Origin of the sequence: Cardiobacterium valvarum (genome assembly GCF_900460955.1) — a bacterium.
GTDB lineage: Bacteria > Pseudomonadota > Gammaproteobacteria > Cardiobacteriales > Cardiobacteriaceae > Cardiobacterium > Cardiobacterium valvarum.
On the sequence record NZ_UFUW01000001.1, the window covers coordinates 474,346 to 496,049 of the forward strand.

The 21,704-nt window shown below is 59.4% G+C and carries 19 protein-coding genes; 15 read left to right on the forward strand and 4 right to left on the reverse strand.

From position 1 onward, the window contains the following. Nucleotides 1-5: 5 nt before the first annotated feature. The gene (locus DY250_RS02400) at nt 6-1,484 is read left to right on the forward strand and encodes a DUF945 family protein (protein WP_115610757.1); all 1,479 of its coding nucleotides are present in this window, start codon (nt 6-8) and stop codon (nt 1,482-1,484) included. Between the two features lie 459 nt (nt 1,485-1,943). On the opposite strand, the gene DY250_RS02405 is transcribed toward DY250_RS02400, so the two are convergent. Beyond that, nucleotides 1,944-3,533, reverse strand: a complete 1,590-nt coding sequence (locus DY250_RS02405; RefSeq protein WP_115610758.1) for a peptide ABC transporter substrate-binding protein — start codon at nt 3,531-3,533, stop codon at nt 1,944-1,946. 138 nt (nt 3,534-3,671) lie between these two features. Between DY250_RS02405 and oppB the strand changes: the two genes are divergently transcribed. The 3 genes from oppB to DY250_RS02420 are packed head-to-tail and all read left to right on the forward strand — an operon-like array spanning nt 3,672 to nt 7,141. Then, nucleotides 3,672-4,634, forward strand: coding sequence for an oligopeptide ABC transporter permease OppB (gene oppB, locus DY250_RS02410; RefSeq protein ID WP_115610759.1), 963 nt, complete (start codon nt 3,672-3,674; stop codon nt 4,632-4,634). Beyond that, a complete protein-coding gene (locus DY250_RS02415) occupies nt 4,631-5,518 on the forward strand; it encodes an ABC transporter permease subunit (RefSeq protein WP_115610760.1) in 888 nt (295 codons plus the stop codon). The genes oppB and DY250_RS02415 overlap by 4 nt, the downstream gene beginning before the upstream one ends. A gap of 6 nt (nt 5,519-5,524) precedes the next feature. Next, on the forward strand, nt 5,525-7,141 hold the full coding sequence (locus DY250_RS02420; RefSeq protein ID WP_115610761.1) for an ABC transporter ATP-binding protein: 1,617 nt from the start codon (nt 5,525-5,527) through the stop codon (nt 7,139-7,141). Nucleotides 7,142-7,193: 52 nt separating this feature from the next. Here the strand turns inward: DY250_RS02420 and DY250_RS02425 are convergent, their stop codons facing one another. Next, entirely contained in the window at nt 7,194-8,255 is a 1,062-nt protein-coding gene (locus DY250_RS02425) for a 4-oxalomesaconate tautomerase (protein ID WP_115610762.1), read from the reverse strand. A gap of 167 nt (nt 8,256-8,422) precedes the next feature. Between DY250_RS02425 and DY250_RS02430 the strand changes: the two genes are divergently transcribed. After that, complete coding sequence (locus DY250_RS02430) at nt 8,423-8,938, forward strand: hypothetical protein (RefSeq protein ID WP_115610763.1); 516 nt, start codon at nt 8,423-8,425, stop codon at nt 8,936-8,938. 245 nt (nt 8,939-9,183) lie between these two features. Here the strand turns inward: DY250_RS02430 and DY250_RS02435 are convergent, their stop codons facing one another. Further along, nucleotides 9,184-9,777, reverse strand: a complete 594-nt coding sequence (locus tag DY250_RS02435; RefSeq protein WP_115610764.1) for an NAD(P)H-dependent oxidoreductase — start codon at nt 9,775-9,777, stop codon at nt 9,184-9,186. Between the two features lie 101 nt (nt 9,778-9,878). Here DY250_RS02435 and DY250_RS02440 point away from each other — a divergent pair, with 101 nt between their 5' ends. The 6 genes from DY250_RS02440 to menA all read left to right on the forward strand — a co-directional run bounded on the left by DY250_RS02440 (nt 9,879) and on the right by menA (nt 15,789). Continuing rightward, nucleotides 9,879-10,778, forward strand: a complete 900-nt coding sequence (locus DY250_RS02440) for a LysR family transcriptional regulator (protein WP_115610765.1) — start codon at nt 9,879-9,881, stop codon at nt 10,776-10,778. 315 nt (nt 10,779-11,093) lie between these two features. Next, a complete protein-coding gene (locus DY250_RS02450; RefSeq protein WP_115610767.1) occupies nt 11,094-11,450 on the forward strand; it encodes a hypothetical protein in 357 nt (118 codons plus the stop codon). An 865-nt stretch (nt 11,451-12,315) separates the two neighbouring features. Then, nucleotides 12,316-13,080 (forward strand): DUF815 domain-containing protein, encoded by a 765-nt coding sequence (locus tag DY250_RS02455; protein WP_115610768.1) that lies wholly within the window; start codon nt 12,316-12,318, stop codon nt 13,078-13,080. Then, nucleotides 13,077-14,408, forward strand: coding sequence for an MATE family efflux transporter (locus tag DY250_RS02460; protein ID WP_245951001.1), 1,332 nt, complete (start codon nt 13,077-13,079; stop codon nt 14,406-14,408). The genes DY250_RS02455 and DY250_RS02460 overlap by 4 nt, the downstream gene beginning before the upstream one ends. 3 nt (nt 14,409-14,411) lie before the next feature. Beyond that, on the forward strand, nt 14,412-14,885 hold the full coding sequence (locus DY250_RS02465; RefSeq protein WP_115610769.1) for a tRNA (cytidine(34)-2'-O)-methyltransferase: 474 nt from the start codon (nt 14,412-14,414) through the stop codon (nt 14,883-14,885). Between the two features lie 16 nt (nt 14,886-14,901). Next, the gene (gene menA, locus DY250_RS02470) at nt 14,902-15,789 is read left to right on the forward strand and encodes a 1,4-dihydroxy-2-naphthoate octaprenyltransferase (protein ID WP_245951002.1); all 888 of its coding nucleotides are present in this window, start codon (nt 14,902-14,904) and stop codon (nt 15,787-15,789) included. A gap of 104 nt (nt 15,790-15,893) precedes the next feature. On the opposite strand, the gene gdhA is transcribed toward menA, so the two are convergent. Beyond that, entirely contained in the window at nt 15,894-17,231 is a 1,338-nt protein-coding gene (gdhA, locus tag DY250_RS02475; RefSeq protein ID WP_115610771.1) for an NADP-specific glutamate dehydrogenase, read from the reverse strand. Between the two features lie 264 nt (nt 17,232-17,495). Here gdhA and DY250_RS02480 point away from each other — a divergent pair, with 264 nt between their 5' ends. The 4 genes from DY250_RS02480 (at nt 17,496) to rtcR (ending at nt 21,667) form a co-directional block, all read left to right on the forward strand. Further along, nucleotides 17,496-17,768 (forward strand): ACT domain-containing protein, encoded by a 273-nt coding sequence (locus DY250_RS02480; protein WP_115612741.1) that lies wholly within the window; start codon nt 17,496-17,498, stop codon nt 17,766-17,768. Nucleotides 17,769-17,805: 37 nt separating this feature from the next. Further along, nucleotides 17,806-18,486: a tetratricopeptide repeat protein gene (locus DY250_RS02485; protein WP_115610772.1), complete on the forward strand. Its 681-nt coding sequence runs from the start codon at nt 17,806-17,808 to the stop codon at nt 18,484-18,486. A 39-nt stretch (nt 18,487-18,525) separates the two neighbouring features. After that, nucleotides 18,526-19,884 (forward strand): PFL family protein, encoded by a 1,359-nt coding sequence (locus tag DY250_RS02490; protein ID WP_115610773.1) that lies wholly within the window; start codon nt 18,526-18,528, stop codon nt 19,882-19,884. A 175-nt stretch (nt 19,885-20,059) separates the two neighbouring features. Then, the gene (gene rtcR, locus DY250_RS02495; RefSeq protein WP_115610774.1) at nt 20,060-21,667 is read left to right on the forward strand and encodes an RNA repair transcriptional activator RtcR; all 1,608 of its coding nucleotides are present in this window, start codon (nt 20,060-20,062) and stop codon (nt 21,665-21,667) included. Nucleotides 21,668-21,704: the final 37 nt, after the last annotated feature.

Genomic DNA, 21,704 nt, shown 5'->3' on the forward strand with positions numbered 1-21,704 from the left:
AAAACATGAAAAAAATCCTCACCCTTGCCGTCATCCTCGGCATTACCGTCGCCGGTGCCCCCTACCTTGCCGGCCAATTCACCGAAAACCACCTGCACAACAAAATCGACGGCTCACTTGGCCAACGCGCTGCTGAACACCTGAACCTCAAACTCGGCCTGGAAAACTACCAGCGCGGCTATGCCAGCTCGACCGCCACCCTCACCATTAGCGAAGGCGAGCATATCCGCCGTTACCCGCTCAACATCCGCCACGCGCCGCTGACCTTCACCGGCTTCGACATCACCCGCATCACCATCAAGCACCCCACAGAGGCGCAATTACCCGACGGAGATTTGCGCGTCAACCTGCTGCGCAACCTCACCTATACCCAACACGTCCCCGCCGAAGAAAAAAATGGCAATAGCTTCAAGGGCGCGGATATCACCATCAAAGGCCCGGAGAAAGGCTTCCCGCTCAACAACACCCTCACCCTCGACATGCACGGCGTCCAGCAGGGCAAGAGCACCTTCGAACCGGCGCAAATCACCTTCAACTACACCGAAAGCGGCCTGACCCTGAACAGCCCGGTCATTCACTATCGCGATGACGACATCCAGGCTACCCTGCGCAACCCGCAAGTCAGCCTGCCCTTCATCACCGTGGACGGCAAACACCTGCCCGCCCGTGTCGAATACCGCCTTGGCGAAAGCAGCTTCAAAACCGACGATGGCGATATCGACCTGAGCCTGCGCGAAAACAGCCTCCTCCTCGGTATCGAAGAAGAGAGCAGCACCTACAACCTCATCGCCCGTCTCGACAGCCAGTTCACCATCGCTGGCGAGACCGCAAGCCAAATCAAAATGCTGCTGCCCGTCGTCCCCGACCAGTTTCACTTCGACTACACCCTGAAAAACCTCAGCCCGCAAAGCGTACAAGCCGCTGCCGACCTCTTCCGGCAAGCCAAAGCGCTACGTGGCGACAACAGCGCTGCCGCACTCGCGACGGACAGCATTAGTCAGCTTACGCAAAACCTGCCGTCCAACACCCTGGATGCCATGGTGGACAGCAAAGAACGCAGCGAAGTGCTGGTCGACCAACTACAACGCGACCTGCTTGCGCGCGACCTCGGCCTGCACCTCGCCTTCGCCCTGAATGGCGCAGGCAAAGGCATCGGTGTTGACATCACCCTCGCCGAACACATCAAGAGCGAAGCCGACCTGGAAACCTTCAAAAACAGCGGCAAACCGCCGCTCGCGCAATACTTGCACGGCAGCCGCCTGCACGCCCACATTGACCGCGCTGTCCTCGGCGGCCTGCTCGGCCAGCTCCTCAGTGCGGACGAACTGGAAAGAATGCACTTCGCCGCCGCCGACGACCGCTACACCCTCGACTTCGCTATCAACACCGACGGCTATCAACTCAACGGCAAACCCCTGAGCGACGACGAACTCGCCGACTTCATGCGTGACCTGTTCGGCGCTGCATTGGGTGCGGAATACTGAATATTGCGGGGAAACCACGCGGTCAGCCCGCTTGGCGGCTGCCGCGAACCCAGTAACCGTCCCGCTTGGCAGCCGCTGCGAGCCCAGTAACCGTCCCGCTTGGCAGCCGCTGCGAGCCCAGTAACCGTCCCGCTTGGCAGCCGCTGCGAGCCCAGTAACCGTCCCGCTTGGCGGCTGCCGCGAACCCAGTAACCGCCCCGCTTGGCGACCTACCGTAATGCCAGCATGTATCCCGCTTGGTCATGGTTTCGTTCCGCCTCTCATTCATAAGCGGCAAGAACCTTCTCTTTGTTTTTATGGGGATTATCCGTCTGTTGAGATAGGTGGATACGGTGGTTAAGCGATATAAGGAGGATGTCCCTCTATCCTCCTCCGTCACTACGAGATTTCTCCCGGAACTCTTGTATCAGCAAATAAAAAAGCCGCCCGCAGGCGGCTTTTTTATTTGCACAAGGCGCTTTATTTTTCGATCCGCAGGAAGCGGGACGGGTTCAGGTTTATGACGTTGGCGGTATAGCCTTTGACGTAGGGTTTGACCAGGCGTTTGCTGACGTAGCTGTAAATCGGCGCGATGACGTAATCATCCACCAGTTGTTTTTCAGCAGCTTGCAGCAGCGCGGCGCGTTTGCCCGTATCCTGTTCCTGGCTTGCCTGTTGCAGCAGTTCGTCATATTTGGCGCTGCTGTAGCCGGAGTCATTTAGCCCCGCCTTGCTGGTGTAGAGTTCGAGGAAGGTGTTGGCATCGTTGTAATCGCCGATCCAGCCCGCGCGGAAGATTTGGGTTTGCTGTTTTTCCTGGCGGGTGGCGAGGAAGACTTTCCATTCCTGGTTGGTCATCTCAGTCTCAACGCCCAGGGTCTTTTTCCACATGGCGGCAATAGCGACGGCGATTTTTTTGTGGTTCACGTCGGTGTTGTAAAGCAGTTCGACATGCAGTGGTTTGTCTTTACTATAGCCCGCTTCGGCGTAGAGTTTTTGCGCCCGCTCGTTGCGCTCTTGCTGGCTGAGGTCGGCGTAGGCAGGGCGGTAGTTGTCGTAGCCGTTGATGCCCGGCGGCACCATGCCGTAGGCGGGTTTTTCGCCGACACCGGTGATTTTGCCGGTGATGATGTCGCGATCGATGGCGAGCGACAGGGCTTCGCGCAGTTTCGGGTTGTCCTTGAAGGGTGGACGGGTGAGGTTGAAGCCGTAGAAGTAGGTGCCGAGATAGGGGCCGATGAGGAGTTCGTCTTTCAGGTTTTCCCGCAGCCATTTGATCTGGTCGTCGGGGATTTCGTAGGTCATGTCGAGTTCGCCCGCCCGATAGCGCTTGATCTCGGTATTTTTGTCTTCGGTCGGGTAGTAGATGACTTGGTCGATTTTGACGGTGTCTTTATCCCAATAGGTGTCGGATTTGGCCAGGGTGATGTGCGCGTTCGGCTGCCAGGCGGTCATTTTGTAGGCACCGTTGCTGACGATGTTTTCCGGGCGGATCCAGGCTTTGCCGTGTTTTTCCACGACGTGTTGCGGTACGGGCGCAGTGCTGGCGTGGGTGAGCATGTCAAGGAAGTAGGGGGTACTGGCTTCGAGTTCGACTTGCACGGTGTATTCGTCCAGCGCTTTGATGCCGAGCTGGCTGAGGTCTTTGATTTCGCCTTCGGCGATGGCTTGGGCGTTTTTCACCGGGTAGAGGAGGAATCCGTATTTGCCACCGGCAGCGGGGTCAACGTCGCGCTGCCAGGCATAGACGACATCGGCGGCGGTCAGCGGGGTGCCGTCCGACCAGGTGGTGTGGCGCAGGTGGAAGGTGTAGGTTTTGCCATCTGCCGAGATGTCCCATTTTTCGGCGACGCCGGGGATGATGTTGGCGGCGCCGTCGCGCGTGGTCAGGCCTTCGAAGAGGTCCAGCATGATGTTTGCTTCCGGCGTACCCTCGGCGATTTGCGGGTCGATGGTTTTTGGCTCGGAGCCGTTGCCTCGGCGCAGCACGGTTTCAGCATGAGCGCTCTGCATGATGCCGCTTATGGCTACGGCAAGCAGGGTTAGTAGTGTTTTTTGTCGGGTTTTCATGGTTTTGCTCCGATTTTTCGTCTGTAAGGAGATTTTTCAGCCTACCACAATCATTTTTCATGCGTTATTATCCGGCGACGCCTATCGGCGCTTTATTTTTTATCATCATGATTTTGCAAGACTTATGGGAGTCTGCTTATGTTCCGTTATGTGTTGCGCCGCCTGCTGGTGGCGATTCCGACGCTGCTGGTGATTATTTCTCTGGCGTTTTTTATGGTGCGTGCCGCACCCGGTGGGCCGTTTGATCTGGAGCGCAAGCTGCCGCCGGAGATCGAGGCGAACCTGAACCGCGTCTATCATCTTGACGAGCCGCTTTATCAGCAGTATTTCCGCTATATGGGCAATGTGCTGCGCGGGGATCTGGGGCCGTCGTTCCAGTATCCCGACCGCACGGTGAACGAGATGATCAGCGACGGTTTTGCCGTATCCTTCCAGCTGGGCATGACGGCGATCGTGATCGCCGTGCTGCTGGGTTCGCTGCTCGGCATCAGCGCCGCCATCCGCCAGAACAGCAACGCTGATTATGGCATCATGAGCTTTGCCATGATCGGTATCACCATTCCGAATTTTGTCATGGCGCCGCTGCTCACGTTGCTGTTCGCAGTTGATCTGCGCGCCTGGTTTTTGCAGCACGGCTGGAATGATGCCTGGCTGCCGCGCGCCGGTGGCTGGGGCGAATACGGTCTGACGCAGGCGATTTTGCCCGTGACCTGCCTTGCCCTGCCGCAGATTGCCTATGTTGCCCGCCTGATGCGCGGCTCGATGATCGAGGTGCTGCATACCAATCATGTGCGCACTGCCCGCGCCAAGGGGCTGACAGAATGGCAGGTGATTGTCCGCCACTGCCTGAAACCGGCGCTGCTGCCGGTGGTCAGTTATCTCGGCCCGGCCTGCGCGGCGGTGATGACCGGTTCGGTCGTCATTGAGCAGATTTTCGGTATTCCCGGCATCGGCCGCTATTTTGTCCAGGGGGCGCTGAACCGCGATTACACCCTCGTTCTCGGCGTAGTCGTGTTCTATGGCGCGCTGATCATGCTGTTCAACCTGCTGGTTGACCTCGCCTATGCCTATCTTGATCCGAAAGTGAGACTGCAATCATGAGCCAAGCTGTTTCTTTGAACAAATCCGCTGCCCCGCAGGGGCAGAGCCTGTGGCAACTGGCCCGGCGCCGTCTGCTGCGCAACAAGGCGGCGATGGTTTCCTTCGTCATCCTCGTCCTCCTCGCCGTTTTTGCCCTGATTACGCCGTATCTGCGCCCGTTTGCCATTGACGAAGTCTTCTGGGACGACATGGGCACGGCGCCCAGTCTGGAAAACGGCCACTGGTTCGGCACCGACGTCAACGGCCGCGACCTCTTTATCCGCACCATGTTCGGCATCCGCATCTCGTTGCTCGTCGGCCTGTGCGCGACAGTGGTCAGCCTCATCATCGGCGTTACCTACGGCGCCATCGCCGGCTACGTCGGTGGCCGCCTCGACAGTGTGATGATGCGCGTGGTGGATGTGCTCTACGCCATGCCGTTCATGTTTTTCGTCATCCTGCTGATGGTCTTTTTCGGCAAGAACATCTATCTGATGTTTGCCGCCATCGGCGCCATCGAATGGCTGACCATGGCGCGCATCGTGCGTGGTCAGGCGATGAGCCTGCGGCACAAGGAATTTATCGCCGCCGCTGATGCGCTTGGTGTCTTGAGCGAGAGCATCATCAAGCGGCATATCGTGCCGAATACGCTGGGCACGGTGATTGTGTACGTGACGCTCACCATCCCCGCCGTCATCCTCACCGAGAGCTTCTTGAGCTTCCTCGGCCTCGGCGTGCAGGAACCGATGACCAGCCTCGGCGTGCTGATTTCCGAAGGGGCGAAACAAATGGAAAGCGCGCCGTGGCTGCTGCTGTTCCCGGCGCTTATCCTTGCCACCATCCTTTTCTGCTTCAACTTTATCGGCGACGGCCTGCGCGACGCCCTTGACCCGAAAGACCGGTGAGTAGCCATGAATAACCCTGCCAATCCCCTCTTGCTGCGGATCACCGATCTCAACGTCAGCTTCCACATCAACGACGATACCGTCCACGCCGTGCGCGGCGTCAGCCTCGACCTGCACAAAGGCGAAACCCTGGCGCTGGTCGGCGAATCCGGTTCGGGCAAATCCGTGACCGCGATGAGCATCGTCCGCCTGCATCCGCCGCACATCACCGCCTATGGCAGCAACTCGCGCATCGAATTCGACGGCACCTCCGTGCTCGATGCCGACGAAAGCACCCTGCGCCGCCTTCGGGGCAACCGCATCGGCATGATCTTCCAGGAGCCGATGACCTCGCTCAACCCCTACATGCGCATCGGCGAACAGCTTGGCGAAGCGATCAGCGCGCACCACCCGGAAACCGCCGCCGCTGACATCCACACCCGCTGCAAAACCCTGCTCGAACGCGTCGGCATCAACGACGTCGAACGCCGCCTGCAACAATACCCGCACGAGTTCTCCGGCGGACAGTTGCAGCGCATCATGATTGCGATGGCGCTGATCAACGAACCCGACCTGCTCATCGCCGACGAACCGACCACCGCGCTGGATGTCACCATCCAGGCGGAAATCCTTGATCTCCTGCACGACCTGCAACGGCAGATGGGCATGGCCATCCTCTTCATCACCCATGACCTCGGCCTCGCCCACCACTACGCGGAAACCGTCTGCGTCATGCGTCTTGGGGAAATCGTCGAACAGGGCAGCATCAAGCAGGTCTTTGCCGCGCCGCAGCACGCCTACACCATCGAACTCATCAACGCCAAGCCGGAAGGCATGAAAACCCCGGTCGCGGCAGATGCGCCGCTCCTGCTCTCCGCTAAAAACGTGCACGTCGAATTCGTCACCGAACGCAGCTTCTTCGGCAAACCGCGCAAAACCTTCCACGCGGTGAAAGGCATCGACCTCGACCTGCACCAGGGGCAGACCGTCGGTATCGTCGGCGAATCCGGTTCGGGCAAAAGCACCTTCGGCAAAGCCCTCCTGCACATGCTGCCGTACCGGGGCGACATCCGCTTTGAAACACATGACCTCGGCAGCGTCGGCGGCAAAGACCTGCAAAAACTCAAGGCGGATATGCAAATCGTCTTCCAAGATCCCTACGGCTCCCTCTCGCCGCGCCTGACCATCGGCGAAATCATCGGCGAAGGCCTGCTTGTGCACCAGCCGCAGCTCAGTAGCAAACAGCGGCAGGAAAAAGTGGCGGCGATGCTGGAAGAAGTCTCGCTGTCGCCTTCCATGATCAACCGCTACCCGCACGAATTTTCCGGCGGACAGCGGCAGCGCATCGCCATTGCCCGCGCCGTTATCCTCGAACCCAAATTCATCCTCCTTGACGAACCGACTTCGGCGCTTGACCGCTCGATACAAGTGAAAGTCGTCGAACTCCTGCGCGACCTGCAACAAAAATACCGCCTCTCCTACGTCTTCATCAGCCACGATCTCTCGGTGGTGCGCGCCATGAGCGACGATGTCCTCGTGATGAAACAGGGCGAAGTGGTCGAACGCGGCAGCGCCGAACAAATCTTCAACGCGCCGCAGACAGAATATGCACAGCGTCTGATGCGCGCGGCGTTTGATCTGTAAAGCAAAAGCCGTATAACGACAAAGCCGCCCGCAGGCGGCTTTTTTTATGACATCACTCCGCCTCGTAATAGGCAAAGCCGGTCATCAACGGCTTGGCGGTGCGCACCAGCGCGGCGCGGGTAAAGCGGTAACTGTCGCCATCCGGCTCGCAGACCATATCCACGCTGATAAAGCCGGAGGGATGCTCGATGGTGACGACGCTGCCGCTCGCGCGGTAACAGTCATGGGCGACAGTGCCGGGAATATTCGCCGCCGCTGCAACACAAATGGCGCCGGTAACAGCATGGGCGGCGTGACACTTATCCGGCACGAAATAGCGCGATGTGATGCTGCCATCGCTGCGCGGTGCGGAGAGCACGCCCATTTTCGGCACGACGCTGCCGCGTACATCGCCCAGCCCCATCAACTCGCCCGCTTGTAACCGCACCGCTTCCATGCGCGCCATCAGCTCGCCTTGTGCGTCCAGCTCGGCCTTGCTTTCATCGCCGCGCAGACCGAGTTCGGCGGCGCTGAACAGTACCATCGGCATGGCAACGTCGATGCAGGTCACGTTCAGACCATTGATGCAGTCGCGCCTGTGGCCGGTCGGGAAAATTTTGCCCGTCTTCGCGCCTTCAATCTGGCTGAAATTGAGCCGCACCGGCGAACCGCTGCCGGCTACACCGGAAATCACCGTGTCGCCGTCATATTTCAGTACCCCGTTCGGCGTTTCGGCGGAGACCTCGATGATGCTGTCGGTATTGACGTTATAAACCTTGACCGTGGTAACGCCGCTTTCCAAGTCAATCAGGCCGCTTTCGCTGGCATAGCAGATGATGCCGGAGAGAATATTGCCGCAGGAAGGGCGGGTGTCGATAGTCTTCTGCTCGATACCCGCCTGGGCAAAGAGATAATCGAGGTCGATGCCGGGGCGCGCCGATTTGCTGATGATGCCGATCTTGCTGGTGAGGCTGGTCGCACCGCCGAGGCCGTTAATCTGTGACGCCTCGCCGGAGCCCATGATGGCGAGCAGGACGCGGTCGCGTGCGGCGGGATCGGCGGGCAGATCATCTTGGCGGAAATAGACACCTTTGGAAGTGCCGCCGCGAATAATCATGCAGGGGATTTTTTTCATACGAACCTCTGAGCTGGGTGGGGAAACGGTATTTTCTTATAAAAACGCCCCGGCGTGGCGGCATCACCCGCCAGCGGAAAAAACAGAAAATGGCGGACAAATCCCTTACAATCCGCGCCGTCTTGATCAATAGACAAATTCCCCTTCCTTTACCTTTGGAGCCCTCTATGAAAACCTTGATAAAAAACACCCTTGCCGTCGTCACCCTCGCCGGCCTGGCCGTGAGTGCATCCGCGCAGAACTTTGCCGGAAAAACCTCACAAGAACTCGGGCAGAAAATTGCCAACGAAGTCATGATGGAAGTTATGGCCGAAGTGCAGAAAGCCGGCGGTAAGCAGCCTTCCCAAGAAGAAATCGGCAAAATGCTGGGCAAAAAAATGGCCGACAAAATGCGTGCCAACCTTGCTGAATTGAAAAAAGGCGCGACGGAAGATTGCACGAACCTCTACGGCCAGGACAAAGCCAGTAACTGTGCCTGCGTGACCGATAAGACCGATTACGAAGGCATGTTCGCCCTCATCGAAAAACAAATGGCTAATCCGCAAACCGAGATGACCGCCGAAATGACCGCGCAGGAAAAGAAAAACGAAGAAACCTACAAAGCCTGCGACCTTGATATCGCCGTGATGAAAAAAGCATCTGAAGCGATGGCTCAAGAAGCCGCCAAAGCGATGGCGAAATAATCCCCGCTGCAAATAACAAGAAACCCCGCTGCAGCGGGGTTTCTTGTATGCGGCGTGTAAAAATGGCTTCGTCAAACAGCGTAATTAGCTTTGGCTCACCAAGCAGGTGCGCCTGCTTCATCGTCTTTCGTCAGAACTGACCGCCAGGCGGGATAAAACCTGGGTTTGCGAGAGGGCAGAGCAGTCTGCAAGAAAAGCCAACGCCCGTCATAAAAACGGCTTGGGCTGCTATCACCGCTGCCTTATCAGGCAGTCGGGGCAAATACTTGTTGCAAATGTGCGCGGTAATCGGTGATGTATTTTTCTACCTGCGGGTTTTTGATGACATCGTTGCAGATGAACGAAGGCAGCCGCGTCGTGCCGAGAAATTCGTTGGCTTTGTGGAAGTGCAGATAGACGCCGTCCACACCCACGCCTTCAAAGAAATCCCCTGCACGGGTGAATGCTTCTATCGGCGCGTTCCAGGTGGATGAAATCATGTGTTTTTTACCGTGCAACAAGCCGCCGGTACCGTAGCCTTCCGTCGGCTTGTTGCGGTGGCGGCCATCGTTCATGACCAGTTTGCCTTCGCCCACACCGGCTGAAAACACTTCATCAATGTATTTTTTCACCGTCCACGGTTCGCCCATCCACCAGCCGGGCATTTGCCAGATGACGGCATCCATCCACAGCCATTTTTCCACTTCGGCCTCTTTGTCGTAGCCATCTTCAATCACGGTTTCCTTGATGGCGTGACCAAGCGCGGAAAGCGTCTCGCGCGCGGTTTGCTGCAGGGTGTGGTTCAGGCGGCCCCCGGTAAAACTGAAAGCCTGGCCGCCGTCAATCAAGAGGATATTCATGATGCTGTTCCTGTGAGATTAAAAAGGGCGGGCATTATGCCGCTGCGTTTTATGCTAAAAAACAGCAAAAATGGCAAAACTCTTTTCGCAGGAGGGCAACAATGAAGACGCATTCGGACGAACTCGCCGTGTTCGTGCAGGTGGTGGAAAGCGGCAGTTTCAGCCGCGCGGCAGAGCGGCTGGGGTTGGCCAATTCGGCGGTAAGCCGCACGGTGAAGCGACTGGAAGAAAAACTGTCGGCGAACCTGATTAACCGCACCACGCGCCAACTGCGCCTCACCGAGGAAGGCAGCCGCTTTTTCGAGCGGGCGCGGCAGGTGCTGCACGATATCGAGGCGGCAGAAGCGGAAATCGTCTCGGTGGGCTGCGCGCCGCAAGGGTTGCTACGGGTGGATTCCGCCACGCCGATACTGCTGCATCTGATTGCGCCATTAGTGCGGCCATTTTGCGAGCGTTATCCGCAGGTTATGCTGTCGTTGGTGTCATCCGAGGGTTATATCAATCTGATTGAGCGGCGGGTGGATGTCGCCATCCGCGCCGGCAGTCTGCATGATTCCGCCCTGCGCGCCCGTCATCTCTTTGATAGTCGCCTGAAACTCATCGCAGCTCCCGACTACCTCACTCGTTGCGGTACACCGGAGACGGTGGCTGATTTGGCGCGACACACGCTTATCGGCTTCACCGAGCCGAAAACGCTGAACGACTGGCCGTTTGCCGACACGGGCAATACACCTTATCCCGCCGTGCCGCACCTCGTCGCCAACAGTGGCGAAACCATCCGCCAACTGTGCCTCGCAGGTAACGGCATCGCCTGCCTGTCGGATTTCACGGTCGCTGCGGATATTGCTAGCGGTCGCCTGCGCGAACTATTACCCGGATGTGCCCTGGACGTGGCCAAGCCGTTCCATGCCGTCTATTACAGCGACAATGCCGTCAGCCCGAAAATCCGGGTATTTGTGGATTTTCTGGCAGAAAAGCTGGGCGGGCAAAAGGGAGGTTAACAAGAGGTAGCCGTCAAGCGAGACAATCATGCGGATTTCTCCATGCCCATCCTGCTCAGCGCCGTTAAATCTCCCGAATACTCGCACATCGCGTTCTGCCCGACTATCTGCGTGAAGACGACATAGCCATAAGCATAGAGGACTTGGGTTTTCTCGTATGGCCATCGTCGCAAAATGCCAGATAACTCTGCCCGCTGATGGTGATGGGATATGGACCGTACAATGGCATGACTTGACCATCTCCTGCATCCTCTCCTACCATGCGCGCCCCCGTCTTTGGGCGGTGTCTTCATCAAAAATACAAGGAATATCAACATGACCGATACCTGCACCCTGCCACATCACGCCGACCATGCGCATCAACACGGCGCGAACTGCGGCCACACCGCCATTAAACATGATGGCCACATTGATTACTTGCACGACGGCCATCTGCACCACCCGCACGAGGGGCATGTGGATGAACACCGCATTGCCGTTAGTGCGGTCAATCCTGATGTCTGCACCCCGGATCACCACTGCAACGGCCATGAAGCAGGCCACGTTCACGGCCCCGGCTGCGGTCACGAAGCTGTGCCACATGGCGACCACGTTGATTATCTTGTGGACGGTCATCTGCACCATCCGCACGACGGCCATTGCGATAACCACGGTCCGATTGAGCTTGCTTGAATCGTAGGAAAATAAGGAAGACGGCAACCGCCGTCTTTTTTTATCTGCGCCGGGAGGTGGCGGCTTCCCGTCAAGCGGGATAAATCCTGGTTTTTTATTCCCCCCTTCCGGCCTTCGGCCACCTTCCCCCGCAAGCGGGGGAAGGGCTTTTTTTCGTGCAAGATTCGGGATTGGACAGCGCGTCAAGCGGGATAAACACTGGGTTCGCCGCAAACGGGATAAACGCTGGGTTTGCCGCCAAACGGGATAAACACTGGGCTCGCCGACAAGCAGGATAAATACCTGGGTTCGCGCCAAGCGGGATAAACACTGGGTTTGCGCTAAGCGGGATAAATCCTGGGTTTTTATTCTCCCCTTCCGGCCTGCGGCCACCTTCCCCCGCAAGCAGGGGAAGGGCTTTTTTTCGTGCAAGATTCGGGATTGGACAGTGCGCCAAGCGGGATAAACACTGGGTTTGCGCTAAGCGGGATAAATCCTGGGTTTTTATTCCCCCCTTCCGGCCTGCGGCCACCTTCCCCCGCAAGCGGGGGAAGGGATTTTTTCGTGCAATGTTCGGGCTTGGACGTGCACCAAGCGGGATAAACACTGGCCTCGTGAACAGCCGCCAAGCGAGATAAATACTGGGCTCACCGCCAAGCGAGATAAATGCTGGGTTCGCGCCAAGCGAGGTAAACACTGGGCTCGCCGCCAAGCGAGATAAACACTGGGTTCGCGCCAAGCGGGATAAACACTAGGCTCACCGTCAAGCGAGGTAAATGCCGGGCTGGCAGGGCAGGGCGGTTGTCCTCGCTATTTCACCCAGCCGCAGCCTTCCCCCGCTGATGCGGTATGATTCGCGCCTTTCGTTCCCACCTTCTTAAGAACTATGTCCGTTTCCCATCCCATCGCTGCCCGTCTGCTCGATATTTTTGCCGCTGGCGATATGTTTGTCCGTATGCGCTATCAGGGCGAGGCGCATGTTGTGCCGGTCGCCCTGCGCGGCGATGTCGCCCTTGATGACCTGCTCGGTATTGAGGCGCAGAAGGCGGCGTTTCTCGCCAATATCGGGCGTTTTTTCAGCGGTGCGCCGTATCAGCACACGCTGCTCTGGGGCGCGCGCGGCACGGGGAAGTCGTCGCTGGTGCGCGCCGCGTTGCGCTTTTTCCGCCCGCGCGGACTGAAGTGTTTGCAGGTCGCCTGCGATGATTTGCCGGATTTGCCGTTTTTGTTGTGGACGCTGGCGCAGGCGCCCTCTCCGTTTATGGTCTTTATTGATGATTTGTCCTTCGGCGCGGATGACGGCAGTTATCGTGCGCTGAAAGCGGTGCTGGATGGCGCGCTTGGCGGCGTCGCGGCGAATGTGCTGATTTGCCTGACTTCGAACCGCCGCCATTTGCTTGCCGAGTTTCACCGCGATGATCGCGCCCTGCACCCGCAGGAGGATGTGGAGGAGCAGGTGTCGCTGGCGGAACGTTTCGGGCTGCGTCTGGCCTTTCATCCGCTCGATCAGGCGCAGTTTCTGGCGACGGTTGCGCACTGGCTGGGGCGCGATTTGGCGCCGGACGAGCGTCAGCGCGCGTTGCAGTTTGCCCTCGCCCAGGGTTCGCGCAGTGCCCGCGTCGCCGCACAGTGCGCGCAGGCGCTGTCGTGAAGGCGGTCTTTGCCGAAGGCGGCCTGTGGCGGCATTTGTTGTCGATGACCGCTGCGCGCAGTGTCGGCATCATGGCGACGTTCGTGGTCGATTTCGTCGATGTACTGTTCATCAGCCGCCTGGGCGACGCCAGGCTGGTGGCGGCGGTCGGGTTTTCCGCTGCTTCACTCTTTTTTATCCGCGCGATTGCGATTGCCCTCGGCATTGCCACCACGGCGCTGGTCGCGCAGGCGGTCGGCAGCGGCAGCGGGCGGCGCGCGGCGCGTTATGCCTTTAACCTGTCGCTGCTGTCGTTTGTGCTGATGGCGACGATTGCCGCCACAGTGTGGCTGGGGCGGGGCACGGTGCTGTCCTGGGTCGGGGCGTCGGGCGAGACGCGGCATTTTGCCAGCGGCTATCTCGGCATCGTCCTGATTGGCCTGCCGCTCCTGGCACTCGGCAACTGCGGCACGGCGACGCTGTTCGCCCTCGGCAGCGCACGGCTTGCCATGCTGGTCAGCCTGAGCGCGACGCTGACGCAGGCGGCGCTCGACCCTGTCTTCATCTTCGTCCTGGGCTGGGGACTGCACGGGGCGGCGCTTGCGGCGGTGTGCGCACAGGCGGTGATGGCGGCGGTCGCCTGGTACTGTCTGCTCTGCCGCTACCGCTTGCGCGCACCACTCGCGCCGCGCCTGCTCGCCGCCGATATTCCCGCCATTGCCGCCATTGCCTTTCCGGCGATGCTGACCAACCTCACCAGCCCGATTGCCACCGCTTACGCCGCGCGCAGCATGGCGCAGTTCGGCGATGCCGCCGCTTCCGCCTTCGCCGTCATCATGCGCCTGGTGCCGCTCGGCTTCGCCCTGCTGTTCTCGCTGTCTGCCGCCGTCGCGCCGATTGTCGGCCAGAATGCGGGCGCGGCCCGCTTCGACCGCGTGCGCGAGACCTTATATAACGCGCTCGTCTTCAATTTCGCCGTGACCGCTGCCGTCTGCCTGCTGCTCTTCGCCGCGCGCGACACCTTGCCGGGCTGGTTCACCCTCAGCGGCGAAGCGGCAGCACTGCTGCGCTACTTTTGCAGCGGCATAGCCCTGCTCTACGGCTGCAAAGGCATGATTTTCTTCATGAATGCCGCTTACAACAACCTGGGCCGCCCGTTTTACGCCACTGCCGCCAACCTTGCCTGCCTCACCTGCGGCTCCCTGCCGCTGATTACCCTTGGTGGCCACTACTTCGGCGCGCGCGGCGTTATCAGCGGGCAGATGGCCGAAGCGGTGCTGGTCGCGCCTGTCTGCTGGCTTATCGTCCTGCGCCTCACCGCCCGCCGTGCTGCCGCCCAACCCCGCTAAACCATGCAACACATCGCCCTCTACCAGCCGCAAATCGCGCCGAATACCGGCAACATCATCCGCCTCTGCGCCAACACCGGCGCCACCCTGCATCTTATCCACCCGCTCGGCTTCGTCTGGGATGACCGCCGCCTGCGCCGTGCCGGCCTCGATTACGCCGAATACGCGCACATCCGCCACCACGACGATTGGACTGCCTTCCGCGCCGCGACTGCCGGGCAAACCCTGTGGGCGCTCACCACCAAAGGCAGGCGCGGCCTCTACAACGCCCGCTTCGGCGCGGATGACATCCTCCTCTTCGGCAGCGAAACGGCGGGCTTGCCGGAAAGCCTCCACGCCGCGCTTGACCCCGCGCAGAAACTGCGTCTGCCCATGCAGGAAACCTCACGCAGCCTCAACCTCTCGAACACTGCTGCGATTGTGCTTTACGAGGCGATAAGGCAGAATCTGCCCGCCGATACCGCTACAAATTTATAAAATGCAAGAAAGTCACATGAGCCAAATCATCGAACTGTCCCGCCCGCGTACCCTGCCACTCGCCTTCGCCGTCATCTGCTGTGGTAACGCGCTCGCCTACCATGACGGCAACTGGCACCCCCCCGTCTTCATCCTCTCACTGCTGACCGCCCTTTCCCTGCAAATCCTCTCCAACATCGCCAATGACTACGGCGACGGCATCCGTGGCACCGACTATGTCCGCCCCGCCAGCGCCCCGCGCCGCCTTACCGCTACTGGCCGCGTCAGCCCCGCTTACATGCGCCGCCTGCTCGTTGTCTGCACCCTCGCCAGCCTCGTCCTCGGTATCGCGCTACTCAGTGTCAGCGCGCTTGGCCGGGGCGGCTTCCTCGTCTTCCTCGGCCTCGGCGCGCTCGCCATCACCGCTGCCATCACCTACACCGTTGGCCGCTGCGCCTACGGCTACCACGCCCTCGGCGAAATCAGCGTCTTCACCTTCTTCGGCCTGCTCGGTGTCCTCGGCAGCTACTACCTGCAAAGCGGCAACTGGCGGCCCGGCCTGCTCCTGCCCGCAAGCGGCTGCGGCCTGCTTGCCGCCACCGTGCTCAACATCAACAACATCCGTGACATCGTGAGTGACCGCGCCGCCGGCAAACAGACCCTTGCCGTCAAACTCGGCTTCGAGCGTGCCAAACAGCTCCAATACATGCTCCTTGTCGCCGCCGGCTGCTGCTACCTTGCCTACGCCCTGCTGAACCAGGCCTACACCAGCCTGCTATGGCTGCTGCTTCTGCCACTCGTGAGCACACACGCCCGCGCCCTGCACCGCGCTGCCGACCAGATGAGCGCCGGCTGCGAACTGAAACGCATCGTCAGCTGCGCCTGCGGAGTGAGCCTGCTGTTCAGCCTGGGGCTGTGCTTATAAAAGTCCGCTTTGCAGCCCGCCAAGCGGCGTAAACACTGATCCCGCCACAAAAAAACCGCCTGCACGATGCAGGCGGTTTTTTTGCAAGCGTTGCGCGTCGGGATTTACACAATCCCCTGCGCCAGCATCGCATCGGCCACTTTCTTGAAACCGGCGATATTCGCACCGTTCACATAGTTGGTGTAACCGCCTTCCGTGCCGTTCGCCAGGCAGTTTTCGTGGATGTTCGCCATGATGTCGAAGAGGCGTTTGTCCACTTCTTCACGCGGCCACGACAAGCGGATGTGGTTCTGGCTCATTTCCAGTCCTGAGGTGGCGACCCCGCCCGCGTTTGAGGCTTTGCCCGGCGCGTAGAGGATTTTTGCCTTGAGGAAGGCTTCGACCGCTGCCAGGGTGGATGGCATGTTCGCCCCTTCGGCGACGCAGAGCACGCCGTTTTTCAGCAAAGTAGCGGCGTCGTTGCCGTCCAGCTCGTTTTGCGTTGCGCACGGCAGGGCGATGTCGCAGGCAATGGCCCACGGTCGCTGCCCGGCGAAATAGGCCAGCCCCTGCTCTTTGGCGTACACCGCGAGACGTTCGCGCCGCACTTCTTTCAATTCAATCAGCGCGGCGAGTTGCGCCTCGGTCATGCCGTTGTCGGCAAACTGCACAAAGCCGCCGGAATCGGAAACCGTCAGCACTTTCGCGCCGACCTGAATGGCCTTCTCGCAGGCGTATTGCGCGACGTTGCCCGCGCCGGAAACCAGCACGCGCTTGCCTTCCATGCTGTGCCCTTTCGTGCGCAGCATGGACTGCACAAAATAGATAAGGCCATAACCCGTTGCCTCCGGGCGGATCAGACTGCCGCCCCAGGAAAGCCCCTTGCCGGTGAGGACAGAGGTGAATTCGTTGTGCAGCCGCTTGTACTGACCGAAAAGATAGCCGATTTCGCGCCCGCCGACGCCGATGTCGCCTGCCGGTACGTCGGTATCTGCGCCGATGTGCCGGAAGAGCTCGCTCATGAAAGCCTGGCAGAAGCGCATCACCTCGGCATCGGATTTGCCTTTCGGATCGAAATCCGCGCCGCCCTTGCCACCACCCATCGGCAGCGTGGTCAGCGCGTTCTTGAATGTCTGCTCAAAGGCGAGGAATTTCAGCACGCCCAAATCCACAGTCGGGTGGAAGCGCAGCCCGCCCTTGTAGGGGCCGATGGCGGATGACATCTGCACGCGGTAGCCCCGGTTGACCTGCACCTGCCCTTTGTCATCCACCCAGGAGACGCGGAACATGATGACGCGCTCCGGCTCGACGATGCGTTCCAGCAGACCGTTTTTCGTGTATTGCGGATTCTTGGCGAGAAACGGTTGCAGGCTCATGAAAACCTCTTCCACCGCTTGATGGAAGGGTGCCTGATTCGGATCGCGCTGTTTGATGGATTGAAAAAGCGCAGATAAATCGCTCATTGGTATTTCCTCTATATGTTATGGATGGGGGGTACCGCACTCTACACCTATTGCCGTGCAGCGCAAACGCTTTCTTCCCGGGATATTTTTTTCACACGTTTCCCCCGGTATAAACCCGGCAGCCACAGGATATGAACAGTGCCAACGGGGGTAATATTCCTATTTGACAGCTTGCAGTGAAGGTTATACATTTTCCACCCCGTTTTTATACCATTCTTCATGCAAGAAAGGGATAAAGTCATTTACCGTTTAATGGGAAAAAACATGAGCCATTCCGTTATCTCCGTTGTCGGCAAAGACCGTATCGGTATTGTGTACGACGTCTCCAAAATCCTGACTGAAAACCGCATCAGCATTATCAATATCAGTCAGCAACTGATGGGTGAATTCTTTACCATGATTATTCTGGTTGATACCGCGCAATGCCCGAAATCGCGGCAGGAAATGCTCGACATCTTCGCACAGGCCAGCCAGGTGCTTGCGCTAGACATCCGCATGCAGAACGAGGCGCTGTTCAACGCTATGCACCGCATTTGAGCCGCCTGATCGCCTGTTTTCATCACCCGAGAATCCCATGAAAAAATCCCTGCTGACCCTCTGTCTCGCCGCCGTTTGTGCCACAGCCACTGCCAAACCCTATCCTGCCCATGACATGGGACAGGTGCTGACTTCCAATCACATCGATATTTCCGCCGCCGACAAGATTTATGACGATTTGAGCACACACGCCGGTATGTACCCACCTCAATTCGACAATGCTGACGACAAGGCACAGGCCACGACAGAAACGCGCGCCCTGATTACCCTCTTTAACGGTATGCTCGCGGAAAACATCATTACCCCCGAACACGAACACTATCGCGGCATGCTCTTCCGCTTGGCGCGCCTGAACTGGATCGCACACAATCTCGATGTGCCGGATGCCGCTACCGCAGCCGATAAACATTTTCAGCAATTACTACCGCTCCTGTCGGGTAAAGAAAAGACCGATATACAATATGAATACGGCAGCTTTCTGGCATCATCGGCACAAATAGAGCGCGCCATTCCCGTATTGCAGGCAGCCGTTGCCGGCGGCAATAAAAAAGCGCATAAAGCATTGGCAATGGCATTGCTGGCGCAGGATAAAAAAGCAGATGCCATCCGTGAAATGAAAACCTATCTCCAACTATTCCCGCAAGACAGCGACGCGCAACATCTTTTACAGGCAATAGAAACGGGCAATATTCGGCGCGAAAACGTCAGCGCAAAATAATCTGCGCAATATCCCACATCATTCATCACGATAATTCCCATGACGCAAATCCATTCCACCGAAATCCTCGAAACTATCCGCATGGTGTCCGAGCAAAACTTTGACGTGCGCACCATCACCATCGGCATTGACCTGCACGACTGCATCAGTCCTGACCTGGAACAGCTCAACCGCAACATCTACGACAAAATCACCCGTATCGGCAAAGACCTGGTCACGACTGCCACAACACTCTCCGCCAAATACGGCGTGCCCATCGTCAACCAGCGTATTGCCGTCACGCCGATTGCGCAAATTGCCGCCGCGACCGGGGCGGACAGCTATGTGAGCGTGGCAGAGACGCTGGACAAGGCGGCCAAAGCCATCGGCGTTTCCTTTATCGGCGGCTTCTCCGCCCTGGTGCACAAAGGCCTCTCGCCCGCCGACCGCGTCCTGATCGCCAGCATCCCGGAAGCGATGCGCATGACCGACATCGTCTGCGCCTCCATCAACATCGGCAGTACCCGCGCCGGCATCAACATGGACGCGGTCAAGCTCGCGGCGGACACCATCAAGCACACCGCCGCCATCACCCCGGAAGGCTTCGGCTGCGCCAAAATCGTCGTCTTCTGCAACGCCGTCGAAGACAACCCCTTCATGGCGGGCGCCTTCCACGGCGCAGGCGAAGCGGACGCCGTCATCAACGTCGGCGTCTCCGGGCCGGGCGTGGTGCAGGCGGCGCTGCAACACTGCGACGGCAAGAACCTCACCGAAATCGCCGAAATCGTCAAAAAAACCGCCTTCAAAATCACCCGCGTCGGCGAGCTCATCGGTCAGGAAGCGGCGCGGCTCCTCGGCATCCCCTTCGGCATTCTTGACCTCTCGCTCGCGCCCACCCCTGCCGTCGGTGACAGCGTCGCCCGCATTCTCGAAGCGATGGGCCTCAGCGTCTGCGGCACGCACGGCACCACCGCCGCCCTTGCCCTGCTGAATGACGCGGTGAAAAAAGGCGGGATGATGGCCTCATCCGCCGTTGGCGGTCTGAGCGGCGCCTTCATCCCCGTCTCCGAAGACGAAGGCATGATTGCTGCCGCTGCCAGCGGCATCCTCACCCTGGACAAACTCGAAGCGATGACGGCAGTGTGCTCCGTCGGTCTCGACATGGTTGCCGTGCCGGGCGACACCCCGGCGGCGACCATTGCGGGTATCATCGCCGACGAAGCCGCCATCGGCATGATCAACAGCAAAACCACCGCCGTGCGCATCATCCCCGTACCGGGCAAAGGCGTGGGCGAACGCGTCGAATTCGGCGGCCTGCTCGGCTACGCGCCGATCATGCCGGTGAAATCGGGCTCGTGTGCGGACTTCATCGCGCGCGGCGGCCGCATCCCCGCACCGGTGCAGTCGATGAAAAACTGATGGAAATCCTCCTCTGCATCGGCGTGCAGGTGGCGGGGAAAAGCCACTACTACAAGCTGCGCCTATCTACGCCGCTTGGCGGTATTGCGTCATAGGGCGGGCTTCGACTACGCGAGAAGCCGGTATTTATGCCGCCTGGCTATAATCCGCGCGTTTCCACTATCCAGTAATCCCCATGAGCGAAAAACGCCGCACCGTCGTCATCAGCTTTCTCGGCACCGTCCTTGACAGCGGTCAGGGCGAAGGCCGCTGGCAGAAATGGCGGCCAAACGTCGCCCTCAACCAGCGCCAGGATCTCAGCGTGGACCGCATCGAACTCTTCTGCGCCGAAAAATTCCACGACCTCGCCGAACACGTCCGCGCCGACATCCGCCACGTCGCGCCGCATACCGCCGTCAACCTCGTGCCGATGGAACTGGAAAACCCCTGGGATTTCAGCGAAGTCTATACCCGCCTGCACGACTGGGCGGCGGATTACCCCTTCGACAGCGAGCAGGAAGAATACTGGGTACACATCACGACAGGCACGCACGTCGCGCAAATCTGTCTCTTCCTCCTCGTTGAATCGCGGCAAATTCCCGGCGTCCTTCTGCAAACCGCACCGCCGAAAAACCAGAAACGGCAAATGATGCGCGGCGAAGTCGGCAGCGTTGAGCTGATTGACCTGGATCTCGCCCGCTACGACGCCCTGGCCGCCCGTCTTGCCGCCGTGCGTGACGACGCCGTGCGTTATCTGAAAAGCGGCATCGCCACGCGCAATGCCGCCTTCAACCGCATGATTGCCGAAATCGAGCAAGTCGCGCTGAACAGCCCCTCGCCCATTCTCCTTAACGGCCCGACCGGCGCGGGCAAATCCATGCTGGCGCGGCGCATCTATGAGCTCAAAAAGGCACGGCATCAGGTGCGCGGTGCCTTTATCGACGTCAACTGTGCCACCCTGCGTGGCGACGGCGCGGCCTCCGCCCTTTTCGGCCACAAAAAGGGTGCCTTCACCGGCGCAGTGGACAAACGCGACGGCTACCTGAAAAGCGCCGACGGCGGCGTCCTCTTTCTCGACGAAATCGGCGAACTCGGCTTGGATGAACAGGCCATGCTGCTGAAAGCACTGGAAGAAAAACACTACTATCCCGTCGGCAGCGACACGGAAATCACCAGCAACTTCCAGCTCATCAGCGGCACCAACCGCGACTTGCGCGACGACGTGCGCGCGGGCCGCTTCCGCGAAGACCTCTACGCACGCATCAACATCTGGAACTATCCGCTGCCCGCGCTGGCCGACAGGCGCGAAGACATCGAACCCAACATCGCCCACCAGCTCGCCCTCGCCTCACAAGAGCTTGGCCGCACCACCCGCTTCAATAAAGAAGCGCGCGCCGCCTACCTCAACTTCGCCCTCTCGCCGGAAGCACCGTGGCGCGGCAATTTCCGCGATCTCGCCGCCAGCATCATGCGCCTCGCCACCCTCGCGCCACAGGGGCGGATCACTACTGAACTGGTGCAGGCGGAAATCGCCCGCCTGCGCTGGCTGTGGCAGGACACGAGTGCCCCTGCCGCGAGCGTCATCCCCGCCAAAGCAAATCCCGACGGGCTTGACCTTTTCGACCGGCTGCAACTGGAAAACGTCATCACCGTCTGCCGTCAGCATAAAACCCTCGCCGCCGCCGGTCGCACCCTCTACCACATCTCGCGTGAGCAGCGTGCCACCGCCAACGACAGCGACCGCCTGCGCAAATACCTGCACAAATTCGGCTTAACCTGGGCGGATATCACGGCACCGTTATGAAAACGCCGCTATTTGCGCCCCCATCGCGCATCGCTGA

Excerpts from the sequence above, each read along its gene's own strand:
- DY250_RS02490 (WP_115610773.1), top strand. The coding sequence starts at position 18,526 with ATGACGCAAATCCATTCCACCGAAATCCTCGAAACTATCCGCATGGTG.
- DY250_RS02415 (WP_115610760.1), top strand. The coding sequence starts at position 4,631 with ATGAGCCAAGCTGTTTCTTTGAACAAATCCGCTGCCCCGCAGGGGCAG.
- DY250_RS02465 (WP_115610769.1), top strand. The coding sequence starts at position 14,412 with ATGCAACACATCGCCCTCTACCAGCCGCAAATCGCGCCGAATACCGGC.
- DY250_RS02430 (WP_115610763.1), top strand. The coding sequence starts at position 8,423 with ATGAAAACCTTGATAAAAAACACCCTTGCCGTCGTCACCCTCGCCGGC.
- DY250_RS02450 (WP_115610767.1), top strand. The coding sequence starts at position 11,094 with ATGACCGATACCTGCACCCTGCCACATCACGCCGACCATGCGCATCAA.
- DY250_RS02400 (WP_115610757.1), top strand. The coding sequence starts at position 6 with ATGAAAAAAATCCTCACCCTTGCCGTCATCCTCGGCATTACCGTCGCC.
- menA (WP_245951002.1), top strand. The coding sequence starts at position 14,902 with ATGAGCCAAATCATCGAACTGTCCCGCCCGCGTACCCTGCCACTCGCC.
- DY250_RS02435 (WP_115610764.1), bottom strand. The coding sequence starts at position 9,777 with ATGAATATCCTCTTGATTGACGGCGGCCAGGCTTTCAGTTTTACCGGG.
- gdhA (WP_115610771.1), bottom strand. The coding sequence starts at position 17,231 with ATGAGCGATTTATCTGCGCTTTTTCAATCCATCAAACAGCGCGATCCG.
- DY250_RS02420 (WP_115610761.1), top strand. The coding sequence starts at position 5,525 with ATGAATAACCCTGCCAATCCCCTCTTGCTGCGGATCACCGATCTCAAC.
- DY250_RS02480 (WP_115612741.1), top strand. The coding sequence starts at position 17,496 with ATGAGCCATTCCGTTATCTCCGTTGTCGGCAAAGACCGTATCGGTATT.
- DY250_RS02440 (WP_115610765.1), top strand. The coding sequence starts at position 9,879 with ATGAAGACGCATTCGGACGAACTCGCCGTGTTCGTGCAGGTGGTGGAA.
- rtcR (WP_115610774.1), top strand. The coding sequence starts at position 20,060 with ATGAGCGAAAAACGCCGCACCGTCGTCATCAGCTTTCTCGGCACCGTC.
- DY250_RS02405 (WP_115610758.1), bottom strand. The coding sequence starts at position 3,533 with ATGAAAACCCGACAAAAAACACTACTAACCCTGCTTGCCGTAGCCATA.
- oppB (WP_115610759.1), top strand. The coding sequence starts at position 3,672 with ATGTTCCGTTATGTGTTGCGCCGCCTGCTGGTGGCGATTCCGACGCTG.
- DY250_RS02425 (WP_115610762.1), bottom strand. The coding sequence starts at position 8,255 with ATGAAAAAAATCCCCTGCATGATTATTCGCGGCGGCACTTCCAAAGGT.
- DY250_RS02455 (WP_115610768.1), top strand. The coding sequence starts at position 12,316 with ATGTCCGTTTCCCATCCCATCGCTGCCCGTCTGCTCGATATTTTTGCC.
- DY250_RS02485 (WP_115610772.1), top strand. The coding sequence starts at position 17,806 with ATGAAAAAATCCCTGCTGACCCTCTGTCTCGCCGCCGTTTGTGCCACA.